This is a genomic window from Parabacteroides sp. AF17-28, from assembly GCF_003479205.1.
GTDB classification, from domain to species: domain Bacteria; phylum Bacteroidota; class Bacteroidia; order Bacteroidales; family Tannerellaceae; genus Parabacteroides; species Parabacteroides acidifaciens.
On record NZ_QUGV01000037.1, the window covers coordinates 1 to 16,556 of the forward strand.

Annotated in this window: 11 protein-coding genes and 1 pseudogene; 11 read left to right on the forward strand and 1 reads right to left on the reverse strand. The window is 44.6% G+C overall.

Going from position 1 to position 16,556, the window contains the following annotated elements:
* Window positions 1-800: 800 nt before the first annotated feature.
* From DWW90_RS18950 to DWW90_RS18975, 6 genes are all read left to right on the forward strand, one after another.
* Window positions 801-1,988: an ATP-binding protein gene (locus tag DWW90_RS18950; protein ID WP_122346101.1), complete on the forward strand. Its 1,188-nt coding sequence runs from the start codon at window positions 801-803 to the stop codon at window positions 1,986-1,988.
* Between the two features lie 222 nt (window positions 1,989-2,210).
* Complete coding sequence (ychF, locus tag DWW90_RS18955) at window positions 2,211-3,314, forward strand: redox-regulated ATPase YchF (RefSeq protein WP_122346102.1); 1,104 nt, start codon at window positions 2,211-2,213, stop codon at window positions 3,312-3,314.
* Between the two features lie 20 nt (window positions 3,315-3,334).
* A complete protein-coding gene (locus tag DWW90_RS18960; protein WP_122346103.1) occupies window positions 3,335-4,747 on the forward strand; it encodes a family 16 glycoside hydrolase in 1,413 nt (470 codons plus the stop codon).
* A gap of 13 nt (window positions 4,748-4,760) precedes the next feature.
* The gene (locus tag DWW90_RS18965) at window positions 4,761-5,075 is read left to right on the forward strand and encodes a hypothetical protein (RefSeq protein ID WP_122346104.1); all 315 of its coding nucleotides are present in this window, start codon (window positions 4,761-4,763) and stop codon (window positions 5,073-5,075) included.
* Window positions 5,042-5,704 carry an ATP-binding cassette domain-containing protein gene (locus DWW90_RS18970; protein WP_122332187.1) on the forward strand — a complete coding sequence of 221 codons (663 nt, stop codon included), beginning with the start codon at window positions 5,042-5,044 and terminating at the stop codon, window positions 5,702-5,704. The genes DWW90_RS18965 and DWW90_RS18970 overlap by 34 nt, the downstream gene beginning before the upstream one ends.
* Window positions 5,705-5,742: 38 nt before the next feature.
* Window positions 5,743-6,657, forward strand: coding sequence for a TolB family protein (locus DWW90_RS18975; protein ID WP_122346105.1), 915 nt, complete (start codon window positions 5,743-5,745; stop codon window positions 6,655-6,657).
* A gap of 501 nt (window positions 6,658-7,158) precedes the next feature.
* Here DWW90_RS18975 and DWW90_RS18980 read toward each other — a convergent pair.
* A pseudogene (locus DWW90_RS18980) lies at window positions 7,159-8,251 on the reverse strand (helix-turn-helix transcriptional regulator).
* Window positions 8,252-8,452: 201 nt separating this feature from the next.
* On the opposite strand from DWW90_RS18980, the gene DWW90_RS18985 reads away from it, so the two are divergent.
* From DWW90_RS18985 to DWW90_RS19005, 5 genes are all read left to right on the forward strand, one after another.
* Window positions 8,453-9,394, forward strand: coding sequence for a fimbrillin family protein (locus DWW90_RS18985; protein WP_167451724.1), 942 nt, complete (start codon window positions 8,453-8,455; stop codon window positions 9,392-9,394).
* Between the two features lie 231 nt (window positions 9,395-9,625).
* Window positions 9,626-10,186: an RNA polymerase sigma-70 factor gene (locus tag DWW90_RS18990; protein ID WP_122346106.1), complete on the forward strand. Its 561-nt coding sequence runs from the start codon at window positions 9,626-9,628 to the stop codon at window positions 10,184-10,186.
* Window positions 10,187-10,272: 86 nt separating this feature from the next.
* Entirely contained in the window at window positions 10,273-11,235 is a 963-nt protein-coding gene (locus DWW90_RS18995; protein WP_122346107.1) for a FecR family protein, read from the forward strand.
* A 223-nt stretch (window positions 11,236-11,458) separates the two neighbouring features.
* A complete protein-coding gene (locus DWW90_RS19000) occupies window positions 11,459-14,764 on the forward strand; it encodes a TonB-dependent receptor (protein ID WP_233547827.1) in 3,306 nt (1,101 codons plus the stop codon).
* Between the two features lie 11 nt (window positions 14,765-14,775).
* Complete coding sequence (locus tag DWW90_RS19005; RefSeq protein ID WP_122346109.1) at window positions 14,776-16,497, forward strand: RagB/SusD family nutrient uptake outer membrane protein; 1,722 nt, start codon at window positions 14,776-14,778, stop codon at window positions 16,495-16,497.
* Window positions 16,498-16,556: the final 59 nt, after the last annotated feature.

Sequence of the window (16,556 nt, forward strand, 5' to 3'; positions counted from 1 at the left end):
TGTCGGATCTGTCATGAGACAAATGTAAGCATTGTAAGGAAAATGTAAAAGAGCTACCCCCCAAGAAATATCGGGTGAGCCAATACGACCCCGTCCAACTTTCAACTTTCAACTCTTAACTTTCAATTATCCGGGGGGGGCTTATTGTATAAAACGTTTTTTTCGGGCTCAAAAAACATCCGAAACAAAACAAATGTTAATCCGCTTTTTCGACCTCAAAAAGGGACTTTTTCGCCTTTTTTGAGCGTTTCCAGCAATTACGACCGTCCTCTTTGCCATTATGACCGTGCTAATGTGTAGTGCACTCGGCACCTCGCGAAGATTAGCACGGTCGTAATGGCAATTTGGACGGTCGTAATTGAAAAGAGAACCGCCATAAGGGCAAAAAAGCACCTGAATTTCCTTGGAATATTTGGGACGCCGTCCGTTTTATTTTCAAATATTCGATTCTCCGGGAGTTAAGGTTTATCACTTTGCCGGCGTTTCCGGTTTTCGGTAATCAAATTGCACGCTTTTCGGAATGGGCTGCGCACCTCACTTTATCTGTTGTCAGACAAAAAGGCCGAAATCGTAAAAAGAGTCAATCCAAAATGGATCAGAATTTCGGACGAAATAGAAAAACGGTCGAAAAGGGGGGTTATTGTCTATTTTTCTGTTTGCAGAAGGTTCAAAATTTGCGAGTATTGAACCATAATACAGAGGTTCTGTTTTTCTTCATAAATACGTTGTTATAACTCAGATGTATTTATTATATTTGTATTGCGTAAAAATACGCATTACACTGCGTAAAATGTAACAACATGTATAAAAGAACAGAATATCAATTAATTAAGAACCGACTTCAAGAGCAAAGAAAATTCATTCAGGTCGTGATGGGTGCTCGCCAGATAGGTAAATCAACGGTTGTCAAACAAGTGCTTAAAGACTTGGACGCTCCCTATCAGTTGTTTTCTGCCGACAATGTTCCGGCTACAAACAGTGCCTGGATTTCCAATTGTTGGGCAGCAGTTCGCAGTTTGAAAGAGAGCAAAGAACTGGAAAGTATTATTCTTATCATTGATGAGATTCAGAAGATTGCCAATTGGAGCGAAGTGGTGAAGAAAGAGTGGGATGATGACACATTCCACGACCGCGACATCAAGGTACTACTTCTGGGTAGCAGTCGTGTATTGTTGGAAAAAGGTTTGTCCGAATCATTAGCAGGGAGATTCGAAGAGATCCGTATGAGCCACTGGAGCTATCTGGAAATGAAAGAATGCTTCGGTTTCTCACTCGATCAATATCTGTTCTACGGTGGTTATCCCGGTGCGGCATCTCTGATTGATGACGATGACCGTTTTCAACAATATATCCAATCATCCATTATCGAGGCTACTATCAATAAGGATATTTTAATGGACACTCCTATAAGTAAACCGGCTTTACTTCGTCAAACATTCGAATTGGGAGCGGCTTATTCTGGAGGACTACTCTCTTTGAATAAGATGTTAGGTTCGCTGCAAGATGCAGGTAACACGGCAACATTGGCCGGATATATCAATTTATTGAATGAAAGCGGATTGCTTTGTGGACTTCAGAAATTCAGCATCGATACGGCAAGACGAAAAGCGAGTATTCCCAAATTGCAAGTTTACAACAACGCATTAAAGATGGTGTATAGCCCATTTACTTTTGAACAAGCCATTCTTGATCGTAAAGCGTGGGGGCATATCTTTGAATCAGGTATAGGAGCTTATATTGTCAGCCAAGCATTTACCCATCGTTTTGAGGTGTTCTATTGGCGTGAACGCAATGATGAGGTAGATTTCGTTCTCCGTAAAAAAGGTTCAGTGGTAGCAATTGAAGTCAAGAGTAATGCGGAAAAAAGAACGGAAGGGTTGGAGAAATTCAGACAACTCTTTAATCCTCAATCGTCATTCATTATCGGTGATGGGGGGGTTAGTGCCGAGGACTTCTTTTCGATGGACATAAAAAAGCTGTTTAAATAATTAGACACAGTTCTGTTTTTCTTATCATTGACATATTGGCACATCCCCGCATTGGCTCATATTTCTTAAAAGAGAGCAATAGCCTTTCCTGATTAGTACATTTGTTTAAGAGAATTGAAGTAAATTCGATTAGTAAACGTTATCTTTGCAAGTTGAAATTGCCAATGAATGACGGCATTAGGCAATCATACAACGAATTGATAATAAAACAAGATATTATTTATGGCTTTACAATGTGGCATCGTAGGACTTCCGAACGTAGGAAAGTCCACTCTTTTCAACTGCTTATCGAATGCAAAAGCACAGTCTGCAAACTTCCCGTTTTGTACGATAGAACCGAATGTCGGCGTTATCACCGTACCGGACGAACGATTGAATAAACTGGCTGAGATCGAACACCCCCAGCGCGTGATTCCCACAACGGTGGAAATCGTAGATATCGCCGGTCTCGTTAAAGGAGCCAGCAAAGGGGAAGGCCTGGGCAACAAGTTCCTTGCCAATATCCGTGAAACGGATGCAATCCTGCATGTATTGCGCTGCTTCGACGACGATAACATCGTCCACGTAGACGGGCGTGTAGACCCGGTCCGCGATAAGGAGATTATCGATGCCGAGTTGCAGATCAAGGACTTGGAAACCATCGACAGCCGTATCGCCAAAGTGCAGAAACAGGCACAGACAGGCGGTGACAAACAGGCAAAAATCGCTTACGAAGTACTTTGCAAATACAAAGAAGCATTGGAGCAGGGAAAAAGTGCCCGCACTGTTTCTTTTGAGACGAAAGACGAACAGAAAATTGCACACGACCTGTTCCTGTTGACCGACAAACCGGTCATGTATGTCTGCAACGTCGACGAAGCCAGCGCCGTGAACGGCAATAAATATGTGGAAGCCGTCCGCGAAGCCGTCAAAGACGAGGATGCGGAAATCCTGATCGTTGCAGCCAAGATCGAAAGCGAAATCGCCGAATTCGAGACATATGAAGAGCGCCAGATGTTCCTTCAAGAAATCGGCTTGGAAGAATCCGGTGTTGCCCGTCTGATCAAGTCCGCATACAAACTGCTGAACCTGCAAACATTCCTGACTGCCGGTCCTGACGAATGCCGTGCCTGGACATTCCATAAAGGCTGGAAAGCTCCGCAATGCGCCGGTGTGATCCATACTGACTTCGAAAAAGGCTTTATCCGTGCCGAAGTAATCAAGTATGACGACTATATCTCTTACGGCTCGGAATCTGCCGTTAAGGAAGCCGGGAAGATGAGCGTGGAAGGAAAAGAATATATCGTACAAGACGGCGATATCATGCACTTCCGCTTCAACGTATAATTCTCAAAACAAGATACATTATGACAAAAAAGACCAGTACAGTATTAGCAACAGCTTTGATAAGCATTTGGGTATTCGCCGGTTGTGTGCGATACAATGTTGCAGAACCACTAAACCGCTTCAGTAGTCCCGAAATGGGGACTACTTCCGGCAATGAAATAACTGTGAAACCCGGATCGACCTGGTTCGCCGAGGGCGAGTATGAAAACTTTGTGCTCACAGGGCAGGCTCTCACCAGTGACAATGCGGAAGCAGCCTTACTATTCCATACCGATGGAAAGTCAGGCTATGAAGTGATGTTCCGCAACGGACCTATCGACGGTACACGTAAAAGTGGAAGCCTCGCATCCGTGCGCAATCTCTATCGTTCCCTGGCAGAAGACGGGAAATGGTTTGATTTCGAAATTGCCGTACGCGGACATAATATATCGGTTGCCATAAATGACACGGCAGTCATATGTTATACCGAGCCCGAGCACCCCTACCGGACAAAAGAATATGCCGGACACCTCCTCAGTCGTGGCTCTATCGCATTGATGGGTGTAAACGGAGACGTGACCTTCCGCAATCTCCAGATGACGCGTCTGAAGCAGGATGCAGTGAACGAATCCGACACCATGCCCCGGATAGACGAACAAAACGATGCCGTAATCCGCTTCCAACAGCGTAATTTCCCCGTGATAGATTACCATGTGCACCTGAAAGGCGGCCTTACGAAAGAGATGGCACACGCCATGTCGATGAACTACGGTATCAACTACGGAGTAGCTCCCAACGCCGGTGAAGGAGGCGTCGGACGTATGCTTGCCGATGATAAAGAGGTGTACGAATACTTCAACGAAGTAAAAGACATGCCTTTCATGCGCGGTGTACAGGGCGAAGGCCGCAAATGGACAGCCACCTTCTCACAAGAAGCGTTAGGCGTATTCGACTACCTTTTCACCGATGGCATGACCATTGTGGATCATAAAGGCCGTCTGTCACGAATCTACCGCCCGGAAGAGGTACACTACGACGGTGTAACGAAAGAGCAATATATGGATCATTTGGTCGATCAGACAGTAAAGATACTCACCAACGAGCCGGCCGACATCTATGCCAATCCGACTTTCCTGCCGGAAGAGCTGAATGCCGAATATGCAAAATACTGGACAGACGAACGTGTTAACCGTGTATTGGACGTATTGGTAAAATATAACATAGCGCTCGAAATCAATGCACGCTACAAGATTCCGAGTTTCGATATCATCCGCAAAGCAAAAGAACGCGGAATCAAATTCACCTTCGGCACGAATAATGTAGATGCCAATTTCGGCAAACTGGAATATTGCCTGCAAGCAGTCGAAGAATGCGGCTTGACAGCAGACGACATCTGGTTCCCAACTATGAGCGTCCGCCGTTCACGCGAGGTAGTCTTGTATAATAAGTGGTAGAATCTCTGCCAAAATGACCCGCTTCCGCCTCTACCTCGCCTTCTTTCGCAACACGCTGCTGATCAGTATTGTTTGTGGAGCGCTTTTTGCCTCCCTGACAGACGATTTCGTCAGCAGCGCACTGTTGTTTATTCCGACTTTCGGGCTGGGAATGGACTTACTCTATAAAGAGCTGACACGCAAGGAAGAATACTTCTTTTTCTATAATCAAGGCATCTGCAAGGCGGAACTTCTGACTGCTACGTTTGCGATTTATGCCCTGTCATGTATAATCCTGTATCAAATCATCCGCTTATGTGTACTTGTCTGGAGGTCGACAGTGTCGTAAAGAGCTTTAAGGAGAAGACTGTACTGTCGGACGTCTACCTCTGTTGCCGTCCGGGAGACATCATTGCCCTGTTCGGACATAACGGATGCGGGAAATCAACCCTGCTGAATATTATCTTCGGGACACTGAAAGGCGACCGTAGTTTTATCCGTATCAACGGGAAAGTGATCAAAGGAGCCGCCTTTCGTACCGGTCTGGTGGCCTATCTGCCCCAACACGACTTTATCCCTTCTTACCTGACCGTCACCCAGGCTGTCGAACTTTATATCCCTAAAGAACGGCGAAACCAATTTCTTGGCGACCGCTTCCTGTTCAAAGCCCGGCACAACCGGATCGCCCATCTTTCGGGAGGCGAACTGCGTTATCTGGAAATCAAACTCATTCTATACAGCAAAGCTCCTTATATCCTGTTGGACGAACCGTTCAACGGCCTTTCCCCCATTGCGGCCGAAGAAATACGTATGCATATTGCAGAAAGTGCACGGACAAGGGGCATAATACTGACAGACCACAATTTCCGTGAAGTACACAAAATCGTAAACCGTATCTTCCTCCTGGACGAATGCTACCTGAAAGAAATCCATGAAAAAGAAGAATTAATCTCTTATGGCTATTACCGTCCCATTTAATTTTACTATCTTTCAGCGTTTTATTAATTCTCAAACATATGAAAATCTATTGCATTATTCTTTTAGCGGCTTGTGCCTCATTGGCTTCCGCCCAGCAACGCGACGTAACCAGCATACTGGAAGTGCTGGACGTAACAAACGGTAACCGCACCGTAGTCAAAGAATTTCCTTATCGCATCGAAGCCCCGAACTGGACGCCCGACGGCCAGTGGCTCGTGTATAATAGCGGAGGTAAGCTCTACAAGCTCTCACCCGATTCGCCCGGTGAACCGGAAATGATCAATACCGGCTTTGCTGCCCGTTGCAACAACGACCACGTCATAGCCGCCGACGGCAGCCAGATAGCCATCAGTAACGGGACAAAAGAAGACGGTAAATCGCGTGTCTACACCCTTCCGATACAGGGAGGAACGCCGCGCCTGATCACTCCTCTGGGGCCCAGCTACCTGCACGGATGGAGCCCGGACGGGAAACAACTCGCCTACTGTGCCGAACGGAACGGTAATTTCGACGTATATGTAATCCCGGCAGAAGGTGGGGAAGAAATCCGTCTCACAACAGCCGAAGGGCTGGACGATGGACCCGAATACTCTCCCTGCGGAGAATATATCTGGTTCAATTCTGTCCGTACCGGCCTGATGCAAGTATGGAGAATGAAAAAAGATGGTTCCGAACAAACCCAGATGACATTCGACGAGACACGTAATTCCTGGTTCCCGCACGTCTCGCCCGACGGTAAATCCATCATTTTCATCACTTATTATAAAGGAGACCTGGAACCGGGTCAACACCTTCCCAATAAAAACGTAGAGCTTAGGATTATGCCTGCTACCGGAGGAGAACCGAAAACGCTGGTCAAACTATTCGGCGGACAGGGAACGATCAACGTCAACTCATGGGCACCGGACAGCAAGCACGTCGCATTCGTCAGCTACCGTCTGAATAAGCCCTGATAGGAAATTCACCGGATTTATTTGTCAAATACCCGTCTCCTATTACATGTCACTTCCGTGCTCCTTTCATGTCACAGTTGAATTCCTTCTGTGTTACAATTGTAATCTTTCTGTTTCACAGCTGTGACATGAATAGCGGATGGGTATAAAGACACCGGACATCCCACATAAACCACTCTATATGCCGGCTTGTTCCTTCCTTTACGGCACCACAGCCCCATGAAACACTGCGTTAGCAAACGCTTCACAGCGTATCTTAGCCGACACCGGCATAATTACTTCACACCATATTTCTGCATTCCATATTCACCTAATATCTCAAGGCATCTGAGGCACTTTCTAAAGAACTTCTTCATAGCTTCTCTCTTCTTGTTTAAAAACGATTTATGCAAAACTTATCTATTATGCGTCTCATAATTATGTTTTACAACACAAAAGTAGAGGTTAATCGGATACGTTATTCACTTTAGATGCCTATTTAACATCATTTGCACAATCTGTTTATCTGTTGTTCCTATAGTCCGACGGAATCGTGCCCGTACACTTCTGGAAAGCCCGGCGGAAGGTGCTGATCGAATGAAATCCCGAACGTTCGGCAATTTCCTGTATGCTGGCGTTGGGTTCGGCATCCATCAAACGCTTGCTTTCCTCGATCCGGAACTGGTTGACATAATCGGAAAACGATTGTCCCAGTTCACGGTTGAACAGTTGGGAAAGGTAAGAACGGCTGATCGGAAAAACCCGTTGCAAGTCCGTCAGGCGCAAATCTTCACGGAGGTACGGTTTTTCCTTCTCAAACCAGGCATTTACTTCTTCCGCATAGCGCTTGCTAAGGATTCCGTGCTCGTCGTCATCGTCATTATTCACATCATCCTGCTGGTTCGGCAAATCCCACCCGTCCTTAAAAGAATAATCCAAGACAACGACTTTAAGGAATAATGCTTTATAGAAGAAATAATACCAGGCAAAAAGCAGTACGGTCTTATCGATCACATACATGACCGGAATATCCGTCAGCAATAGGACAAGATAAAAACCATACAAAACAATTAAAATTATCATCGTTTTCTTCAGCCAGTCCAGATCGTACTCCTCCGGATCGGATACGTTTTCAGCCAAAAAGACCTTAAAGTCTTTACTATACCGGGCTATCAGGTAAACAGGCAACACCATATAGAACAAAGTCAGAACAAAGACCGTCATACGGAGCAAAACGTCCATATTAAAGAACTCGAACACTTCCTCCAGCGAATAATACGTATGGATTTCCCCTCCCGACAAACGGTAAGCCAGATAAGCTAAAGCGCCGGCAAGTCAGATAACCCGGCCGCAGCACTTCAATGACGTAGCAAGCTAACGTCGCCGTAACCAAAGCTCCTATTATCAATACATCCGGATGAAAAGCCTCTTTCGCTTCATGGAGATAAAGATTGACAGACAGTCTTACGACAGCCATGATAGCCCACGAATACATCCCCCAGCCCAGTATCTTTTTTGCACGGTTTTCCCCTGCACGGAGCAAAAGAGTTGTCCCGCCAAAAACACAGAACCCGATGATCTGTAGACTTAGTAAAAACTGAATTTTATCCAACATAATATATCTCCCTTTTAAGTAAACAAATTGAAGCATTAAATAGTTGATTTGCACTATAAGTAGACAATTTGACGCCTGTGGACAATTTGCACCCCATGCTTTTATATGAATTCATCGTGGTTTTATACCGAATGCACCCTCTACTTCTCCAAACCGACCGATCTTTGCAACTGTAATCATTTCACAAAAATAATACAAAGAATGAATAAATTACTACTATTTATAATGTTCACGACCGTCATTTTTAGTTGTACAAACGACTACGATCCGGTACTCATTGAAAATTTAGGCATGAAGGAACGGCCTTTGACAATAATAACGAAGGTATTGACAACGAAGTCTCCCAATTTCATACAGGAATTTACAGGAGGATCGGTTATCGGGCTGCATGTAGTGTCGGAAAATACCGGTAACATATATGATAGTAATCCCGATTACAAAAATGTACGGGCAGAGGCCTGTCTAACGGATAATAAACTAAGCTGGCAACAGTCTCCGGAAATCTATCTGCATGAAGAGCCGGTCATGGTCTATGCCTATTATCCCTACCAGTGGCAGGTAAACTTCGATCCGGAAAACATTCCGGTCCGTATATCGGCGGATGCTTCCCTGACAAAAGATTATATGTACGGGATCCAGGCCAGCGGCCAACGAGCGGTCAACCAGGTTTCGCCTGTCGCACTGCTCAATATGAACCATACGCTCTCGCTTTTGAGTTTTCAAATACGCCTTACACCGGAAGCGAAAGGCTGTTTCCTGCTCAACGCCATACAGATCGGAAATAAAGCAGGCGGGACAGCTCTTTGTTTCAGAGGAATGATGAATATAAAAACCGGAAATATCGGCGGATGCGCCGGCACGAATGCTTCCACCCGTTTAAAGCTGGACTCTCCGAACATGCTGAAAACGATACCGGGAGAATCGTTGCAACTAATGGTAATCCCGACATCGCGCATCCGTTCCGACGGAGACGTGGAAGCGCTCTTCACCATCAACGGGAAAACATTCAAATACAAAATTCCTGCCGGAACAAAGTGGGAAAAAGGACAAAGATATATATACAATCTCTTTTTTAACGGGAAGGCCATTACACTTGATAATGTAAGCACAAGCGAGTGGCTTCCGATAGAAAAGAATCTATAAAATTAATTCTGTAATGTAAGTTCTATTTTATGTTTTGGTTATGTATAAAGTTGGTATAATACCAAACTTTATGAACAGCGCCCCGCCCATTTCTCCCTTCTCAACTTATCGCCAACAACACTCCCTTATTCGAATTTAACCAGGGCGGGGCCGCTTTTCATCTTGCAACTATCCCCAATCTCATATTTTTATCTATATTTGTGACCAAGAGCGTACTAAATACATATAAAAATGTCGCAAACGGATATCCATAGTTTTAATGCCTTATACACGCGATACTACAGGAAAGCCTTCTTGTTTACAAAATCGTTTGTACATGATGAATCCGTTGCAGAAGACATTGTTTCCGAATCGCTCATCAAACTATGGGAAAACCTGAAAGAGGAAAATACGGATCATGCAGATGCCCTGTTGCTCACAATCCTCAAAAACAAATCGCTCGACCATCTGAAACACGAGGCGATTAAAGCGGAAGCTATCCATTCGATGAGCAACTTGAACCAACGTGAATTGGAAATACGCATATCCACTTTGCAAGCGTGTGATCCCGAAGAGATATTCTCCGAAGAAGTAAAAAAAATTATAGCAGACACATTAGCGACTCTGCCGGAACAGACACGCCGTATCTTCGTTATGAGCCGTTTCCAGAACAAATCGAACAAAGAGATTGCCGAAGAATTGGGGATTACCGTAAAAGGAGTAGAATACCACATCACAAAAGCCCTCAAGCCGTTACGCATCAGCCTGAAAGACTATCTGCCGATTTTATGCTTTTTACTTTTGATCGAATAATATTTCATTTTTCGGTTAGGGTTATTCCCTTTTGAATCGTTTTATAAATATGAGACTGAAAAAAAGCGGTCTCCGGAAAGGAAATTATGGATAAGGAGATATTATATAAATACATTATTGGCGATGCCAGCCCCGAAGAAAAGGAGGCAGTCGTCCGTTGGATAGATGCCGATAAGGAGAATATGAAAGAATATCTCGCCTTGCGTAAACTGCACACAATAACAATCTGGCAACAGGAGCCGGCTCCTGTTGCCTTAGAAATGATTTCTAAGGGGCGGAAGCGATGGACCTTATGGTCTGCCGGCCGGGAATTGCTGAAAATCGCCGCCATATTTGCCATTGCTTTTTCAGTTGTGTCCATCTATTATAGCAGAACGGAACCGGAAACGGTCCCACAGGAAGCCATCATGCAAACGATTTACGTCCCTGCCGGACAGCGTGCCGAACTGACGCTGTCAGACAGTACCAAAGTATGGCTGAATGCCCGAACAACCCTTACTTTTCCAAGCCATTTCGACGGGAATAACCGGAGTGTCACACTGGATGGCGAAGGTTATTTCGACGTTACCCACAACGAAAACAAAACGTTTATCGTGAAAACAGAGCAATATGACATACAGGTTTTAGGGACGGAATTCAATGTCAACGCTTATAAAGGCAATGTCCTATTCGAGACCTCTTTGCTGAAAGGCTCCGTCCGGATAGAATCGGCCAACCATAAGGAAGGCATCCTGCTGGAACCCAACAAAAAGGCCTTCACAGATCACGGGCAGTTAAAAACCTCCCCTATCGTCCAGTATGATTATTTCCTTTGGAAAGAAGGGCTGATCTGCTTCGACGACAATACCATCGGTGACCTGTTCGAGAAACTGCGACTCTATTTTGATGTCAATATTATCATTGAAAACACCAAGATACTCAACCAACGCTACACCGGCAAATTCCGGACCAGCGACGGGGTCGAACATGTCCTGAAAACGTTACAACTACGGACAAAGTTCAAATATGAGAAAAAAGACGATAAAGAAAGTACAATCATAATAAAATAAATAATAGTCATTAACATCTTAAATCTATTTTGCCTATGGAGTAAGTAAAAAAACACGAAAAAGCCGGAATGCGCTTCCAACACACTCCGGCTAAGTCAATACCAGACACGCTTTTAATTATCTTAAGTATTAACTAATACAAGGCTATAAATGTATGAAAAATAATTTATACAGGGATTTCTATATCCCATTAAAATTGACTAATAAACATATATTGCGCATTATGAAAATAACCTTTGCATCTCTCTTCATTTTCATAACGGGGCTATTCGCTACGGAGGCCAGCTCGCAAGTTGCCAAAGTTTCCATCAATAGCGAAAACATTAAAATCCAGGCGCTGATCAACCAGATCGAACAGCAGACGGATTACCTGTTTATTTATAATAAGAACGAAGTGGACCTGAATCGCAAGGTTACGGTCAAAGCTGAAAACAAACCTGTGGCAGAAGTCCTTCAGAACATATTCGACAACACGGATATCGTCTATGCCATGCAGGGGAATAACATCATGCTGATGAAAGGGGAAAAAGCCGAAAATCCCATCATCACGCAAACGACGAAAAGAATCACCGGAACGATCACAGACGAATACGGTGAGCCGCTGATCGGCGTAAACGTCTCTGTAGAAGGGACAAGCAACGGAACGATCACAGACGGTTCAGGCCATTTCTCCCTGTCGGCCTCCCCAGGTGAAACCATCCAGATTTCCTACATCGGATATGCGACACGCCGCATTAAATTAGGAAACGAATCGACACTCGACGTCCAGCTGAAAGAAGATACACAGGCGTTGGAAGAGGTCGTAGTGGTTGGTTTCGGTACACAGAAAAAAGTTAATTTATCCGGTTCCGTAGCTTCCGTTAAGGTTTCCGAGATGGCGGAAAGCCGTCCGATCACGAACCTGTCGAACGCACTGGCAGGCGCTGCAGCCGGTTTGCAGGTGACATCCTCCAACAACCGCCCGGGTGATGACAATGCCAACATTCTGATACGCGGTGTCGGGACATTGAACAACTCGAGCCCGTTAATCATCATTGATGGGGTAGAAGGTACATTGAGTGACGTCAATATCAACAATGTCGAGAATATTTCCATCCTAAAAGACGCTGCATCCTCAGCCATCTACGGCTCCCGGGCTGCTAACGGCGTTATCTTGGTCACTACAAAAACAGGACATACCGGCCGGATGAAACTGTCGTACAACGGTTATGTTTCCTTCCAAACCGCACGGAAGAATATTCTGGAACCGATTAGTAACTATGCCGACTACATGGAATACATGAATGAAGGCTATACAAACAGTGACGTCACAGGGCCATATACAGAAGCATCCATTCAGGAATGGCGCGCTGACGCAGGAAAGAATCCGCTAAAATACCCGAATACAAACTGGTTGGATGAAGCCTTCCAGACAGGCGTAGGAAGCAATCACACCGTTTCCATGCAAGGAGGAAGCAATGCTATACAATTCTATGGTTCTTTAGGATATTACAGTAACCCGGGTATCATGGAAAATGCCGGTTACCAACGCTATCATGCCTTGTCTAATATCACAGCCAATATTACAGATTGGTTGAAGATGGGCATTAATTTCAGTGGCTATTATGGTAAAGCAGATCCGGGATCCGGTAGTTTCGGCTGGGCCTATGCGACATCCCCTGCTATGATTTTGAGACATGACGGTAAATTCGGTGGAATGCAAGATCCCCAGGCCGATGTTTCCGAATCTGGTAACAATATGCTTGCAAGTTTATATTCGAAACGTGGAGACAACATCACACGTAACGGTAAAGGCCGTTTCTTTGTAACTGTAAATCCAATCAAAGACTTGAGTATTACGGGAAGTATGCTTTATGAATATACCGGAAACAACACAAAAGAAATTCCTGTATTCCATGATTTTTGGAACTTTGCCAACAATACCATCTTAGTTGAAGGTAAAGGACAATCCTACATCAATCAGTCTTCCACCCGTAACGAACGCAACTATATGGATTTAGTGGCCCACTACAACCATCGTTTCTTCTCAGACAAATTCGGTATCGGCGTGATGGCAGGAACAAGCCAGGAGCGCTATACGACAGAATGGGAAAATTACGGACGCAAAGATTTATTGGATTTAAGTCTTTCCGTACTGAACGGGGCAAACGGTGAGGTTTCGGCAACAGGAAACAAACAAGTATGGGCCATGCGCTCATATTTCGGACGCATCAACTTGGACTGGGAGAGCAAATACTTGCTTGAATTTAACTTACGTACAGACGGTTCTTCACGCTTCCTGAAAAACGACCGCTGGGGTTGGTTCCCTTCATTCTCTGCAGCTTGGAGAATCAGCGAAGAGTCGTTCATGAAAGAAATAGAATGGATCAGCAATCTAAAGGTTCGCGGTTCATACGGTTCACTGGGTAACAACTCTGTTGGCAATTATGCCGCCCGTTCCACATATGCCAATCGTACGTATATTATTGCAAACACAGTCCAAACAGGCTGGGCAATCACTTCGTTGGCAAACCCGAATCTGACATGGGAGAAGACGAAAGTGGCCGATTTCGGTCTTGATTTCGGAGTGCTGAACAATCGATTAACCGGTACATTTGATTATTTCGACAAACGTACAAGCGGTATCTTGATCCAACTTCCGATACCGAGTGTACATGGTAATGCTTCAGCTCCAACTACCAATGCCGCCAAAGTTTCCAATAAAGGTATCGAATTCACTTTAGGATGGAATGACCATGTGGGAGATTTCTCTTACGGCGTTACACTGAATTACACCCATGTAAAAAACAAGATCAACAAGTTCAAAGGAGATGATTACTCACTGAGCGGATATGATTACATCAAAGAAGGAGGTTCTATCGGAGATATGTATATGTATAAAGCCGACAGGATAATTGCAACCGATGCCGATTTGAAAATTGTCAATGATATGGTTGCAGCCAATCCAAAGGCTTTTGAAGCATTGGGACGCATACCGGAAAAAGGCGACGTGTTGTTCCAGGACATCAACCATGACGGTGTGATCAATACAGAAGACCGCACGGTTACAGGTAATACCAATCCAACCGATTTCTTAGGCTTAAACTTATTTGCAGCCTATAAAGGGATTGACTTATCCATAAGCTTTGACGGTGCGTTCGGTTATCAAGGATATATCAATGAAGGTTATTTCACAACCACAGTTTCCAAAGATCACCAGCTCTCCAAATATGTAGTTGAGAACGCATGGCGGGAAGGACAGACAAGTTCCAAGTACCCACGCCTGTCATCACAAGGCATCATTGCGACCGACAACAACAACACGATATGGATGCAGAACCGCGATTTCTTAAAGATTCGCAATATCCAACTGGGTTATACATTCCCGAAACTTCTCACTCACAAGTTCTTTGTCGAGAAACTCCGTTTATACGGATCGTTGGAAAACTTCTTCACGTTTACAAGTTGGAAAGGTATCGATCCTGAAACAGCGAACTTGGTTTATCCAACCATGCGTCAGGCAGTGGTAGGTGTTAATATTGAATTTTAAGAATAGGGATTATGAAAAACATGAAACGATATTTATTAGGTATATGTGCATGCAGTTTGTTGACCATGACGAGCTGCTATGACTTGGAACAATTGCCTCAAGACGCAGTTGTCATCGACTTCAATGAGCCCCAAAAAGCTTACGAAAGTTTGATTGGCGTGTACCAGTCGCTGAACTCATCCGGAGTCTATAATGGATTGTACTCGCTGGAATCAGTGACCGATTTAGGCTGGAGCACTAATGGCTGGTGGCCGGCCTACGATAAGTATAATGTCGGTATGGGAATCGCAAACGCCTATTACGGCTCTTTTAGTGATGCCTGGACAGGACAGTATGAGGGTATAGCGAGGGCAAACAACATAATTGCCAATCTGGAGAATAGCACCATATCCGAAGGAATAAGAATACAATATACAGCAGAAGCTCGTTTTTTACGCGCATTATTGTATAATAACTTATTGAATTACTTCGGCGGTGTACCTATCTACGATGAAACATTTACAGGCGATGCCTCCGAAATGAAAAAACCGCGCAATACGGCAGACGAGGTACGTAAATTTGTATTGGACGATTTGGCTTATGCCTGCGAGAATTTACCCAAAACCAGAGGTGATTCCGTCGGATTAGCCTCTGAAGGAGCCGCTTATGCATTACGCGGAAAAGTATATCTTTACAATAAAGAATATGAAAAAGCAAAAGCAGACTTCTTACAAGTCGTCAATGGCGGATACGGATATATACTGAACAGCAGCTACGCCAGTTTATTCCGTCCTGCCGGTTTTGAAGACGGAGCCGATAACTGCAAGGAAATCATCTTTGCTGTAGAAAATATGGGTGGAAGCGCTACGCCTTATGGCTTGAACGTTCAGTTCCTGGGTAACCGTGCATCGTATGGCAGTTGTATTAATACGAATGTGGCATCACAAGAACTGGTAAATATGTATGAATGTACCGATGGCAAGCCCTATGACCGGGACAATTTCTTTAAAAATATCAGTGACGAAGATCTTTATTTGAGCATATTTGACGAAAATGGCCAGAAAGTGGTCACATACCCGCCTGAAGTAGAGAAACTGAAAGCGATGTATGCCAAACGGGATCCGCGTATGGACGCAACAGTCATCCTGCCTTATACAATCTATCGTGGATGGGCAAACAATGAGGCTATCGATTGTGAAATGGTTCTGGCAAAAGATGGTTACTTTTCGTATGAAGGTAACGGCTACGTACGTAATGCATACAATCAGGATACTTATTTGTGGCGCAAATTCGTACAGGAATACGATTGGGGCGGTACGATTTCGGATCGCGCCCATTCGCCTGTCAACTGGCCGGTAATACGTTACGCCGATGTACTGCTGATGTTAGCCGAATGCTATAATCAGACCGGAGATCAGGCATCCGCCGTTTCATACATCAATCAAGTACGTGCACGCGTGAATATGCCAGGATTGAACAGTGGCCCCGCCTGGTTGCAAGCATCAACACAGGATCAAGTATTCGAACGTATCAAACATGAAAGAGCCGTAGAATTTGCTCTTGAAGGGATTCGCTTCTTCGACCTACAGAGGTGGGGAGAATTAGTTGAAAAAACAAACGGAATGAAACAAACCGATATCATGGGACGTTTGGTCGGTGGCGTAAAGACAATCGATTCCAAGTATAATTTATGGGCTATTCCAGGATCTGAAATCGATTTAAATAAGAGTTTGGAACAAAATACCGGTTGGTAAAGAGATTGGATAATTAGGTATTAGTCTTTAAACAACAGGGACGCCCTCCAGGAATGGAG

Coding starts and splice junctions, on each gene's coding strand:
- DWW90_RS18960 (WP_122346103.1), top strand. CDS start 3,335: ATGACAAAAAAGACCAGTACAGTATTAGCAACAGCTTTGATAAGCATT.
- DWW90_RS19000 (WP_233547827.1), top strand. CDS start 11,459: ATGAAAATAACCTTTGCATCTCTCTTCATTTTCATAACGGGGCTATTC.
- DWW90_RS18995 (WP_122346107.1), top strand. CDS start 10,273: ATGGATAAGGAGATATTATATAAATACATTATTGGCGATGCCAGCCCC.
- DWW90_RS18985 (WP_167451724.1), top strand. CDS start 8,453: ATGAATAAATTACTACTATTTATAATGTTCACGACCGTCATTTTTAGT.
- DWW90_RS18950 (WP_122346101.1), top strand. CDS start 801: ATGTATAAAAGAACAGAATATCAATTAATTAAGAACCGACTTCAAGAG.
- DWW90_RS18970 (WP_122332187.1), top strand. CDS start 5,042: ATGTGTACTTGTCTGGAGGTCGACAGTGTCGTAAAGAGCTTTAAGGAG.
- DWW90_RS18975 (WP_122346105.1), top strand. CDS start 5,743: ATGAAAATCTATTGCATTATTCTTTTAGCGGCTTGTGCCTCATTGGCT.
- ychF (WP_122346102.1), top strand. CDS start 2,211: ATGGCTTTACAATGTGGCATCGTAGGACTTCCGAACGTAGGAAAGTCC.
- DWW90_RS18965 (WP_122346104.1), top strand. CDS start 4,761: ATGACCCGCTTCCGCCTCTACCTCGCCTTCTTTCGCAACACGCTGCTG.
- DWW90_RS19005 (WP_122346109.1), top strand. CDS start 14,776: ATGAAAAACATGAAACGATATTTATTAGGTATATGTGCATGCAGTTTG.
- DWW90_RS18990 (WP_122346106.1), top strand. CDS start 9,626: ATGTCGCAAACGGATATCCATAGTTTTAATGCCTTATACACGCGATAC.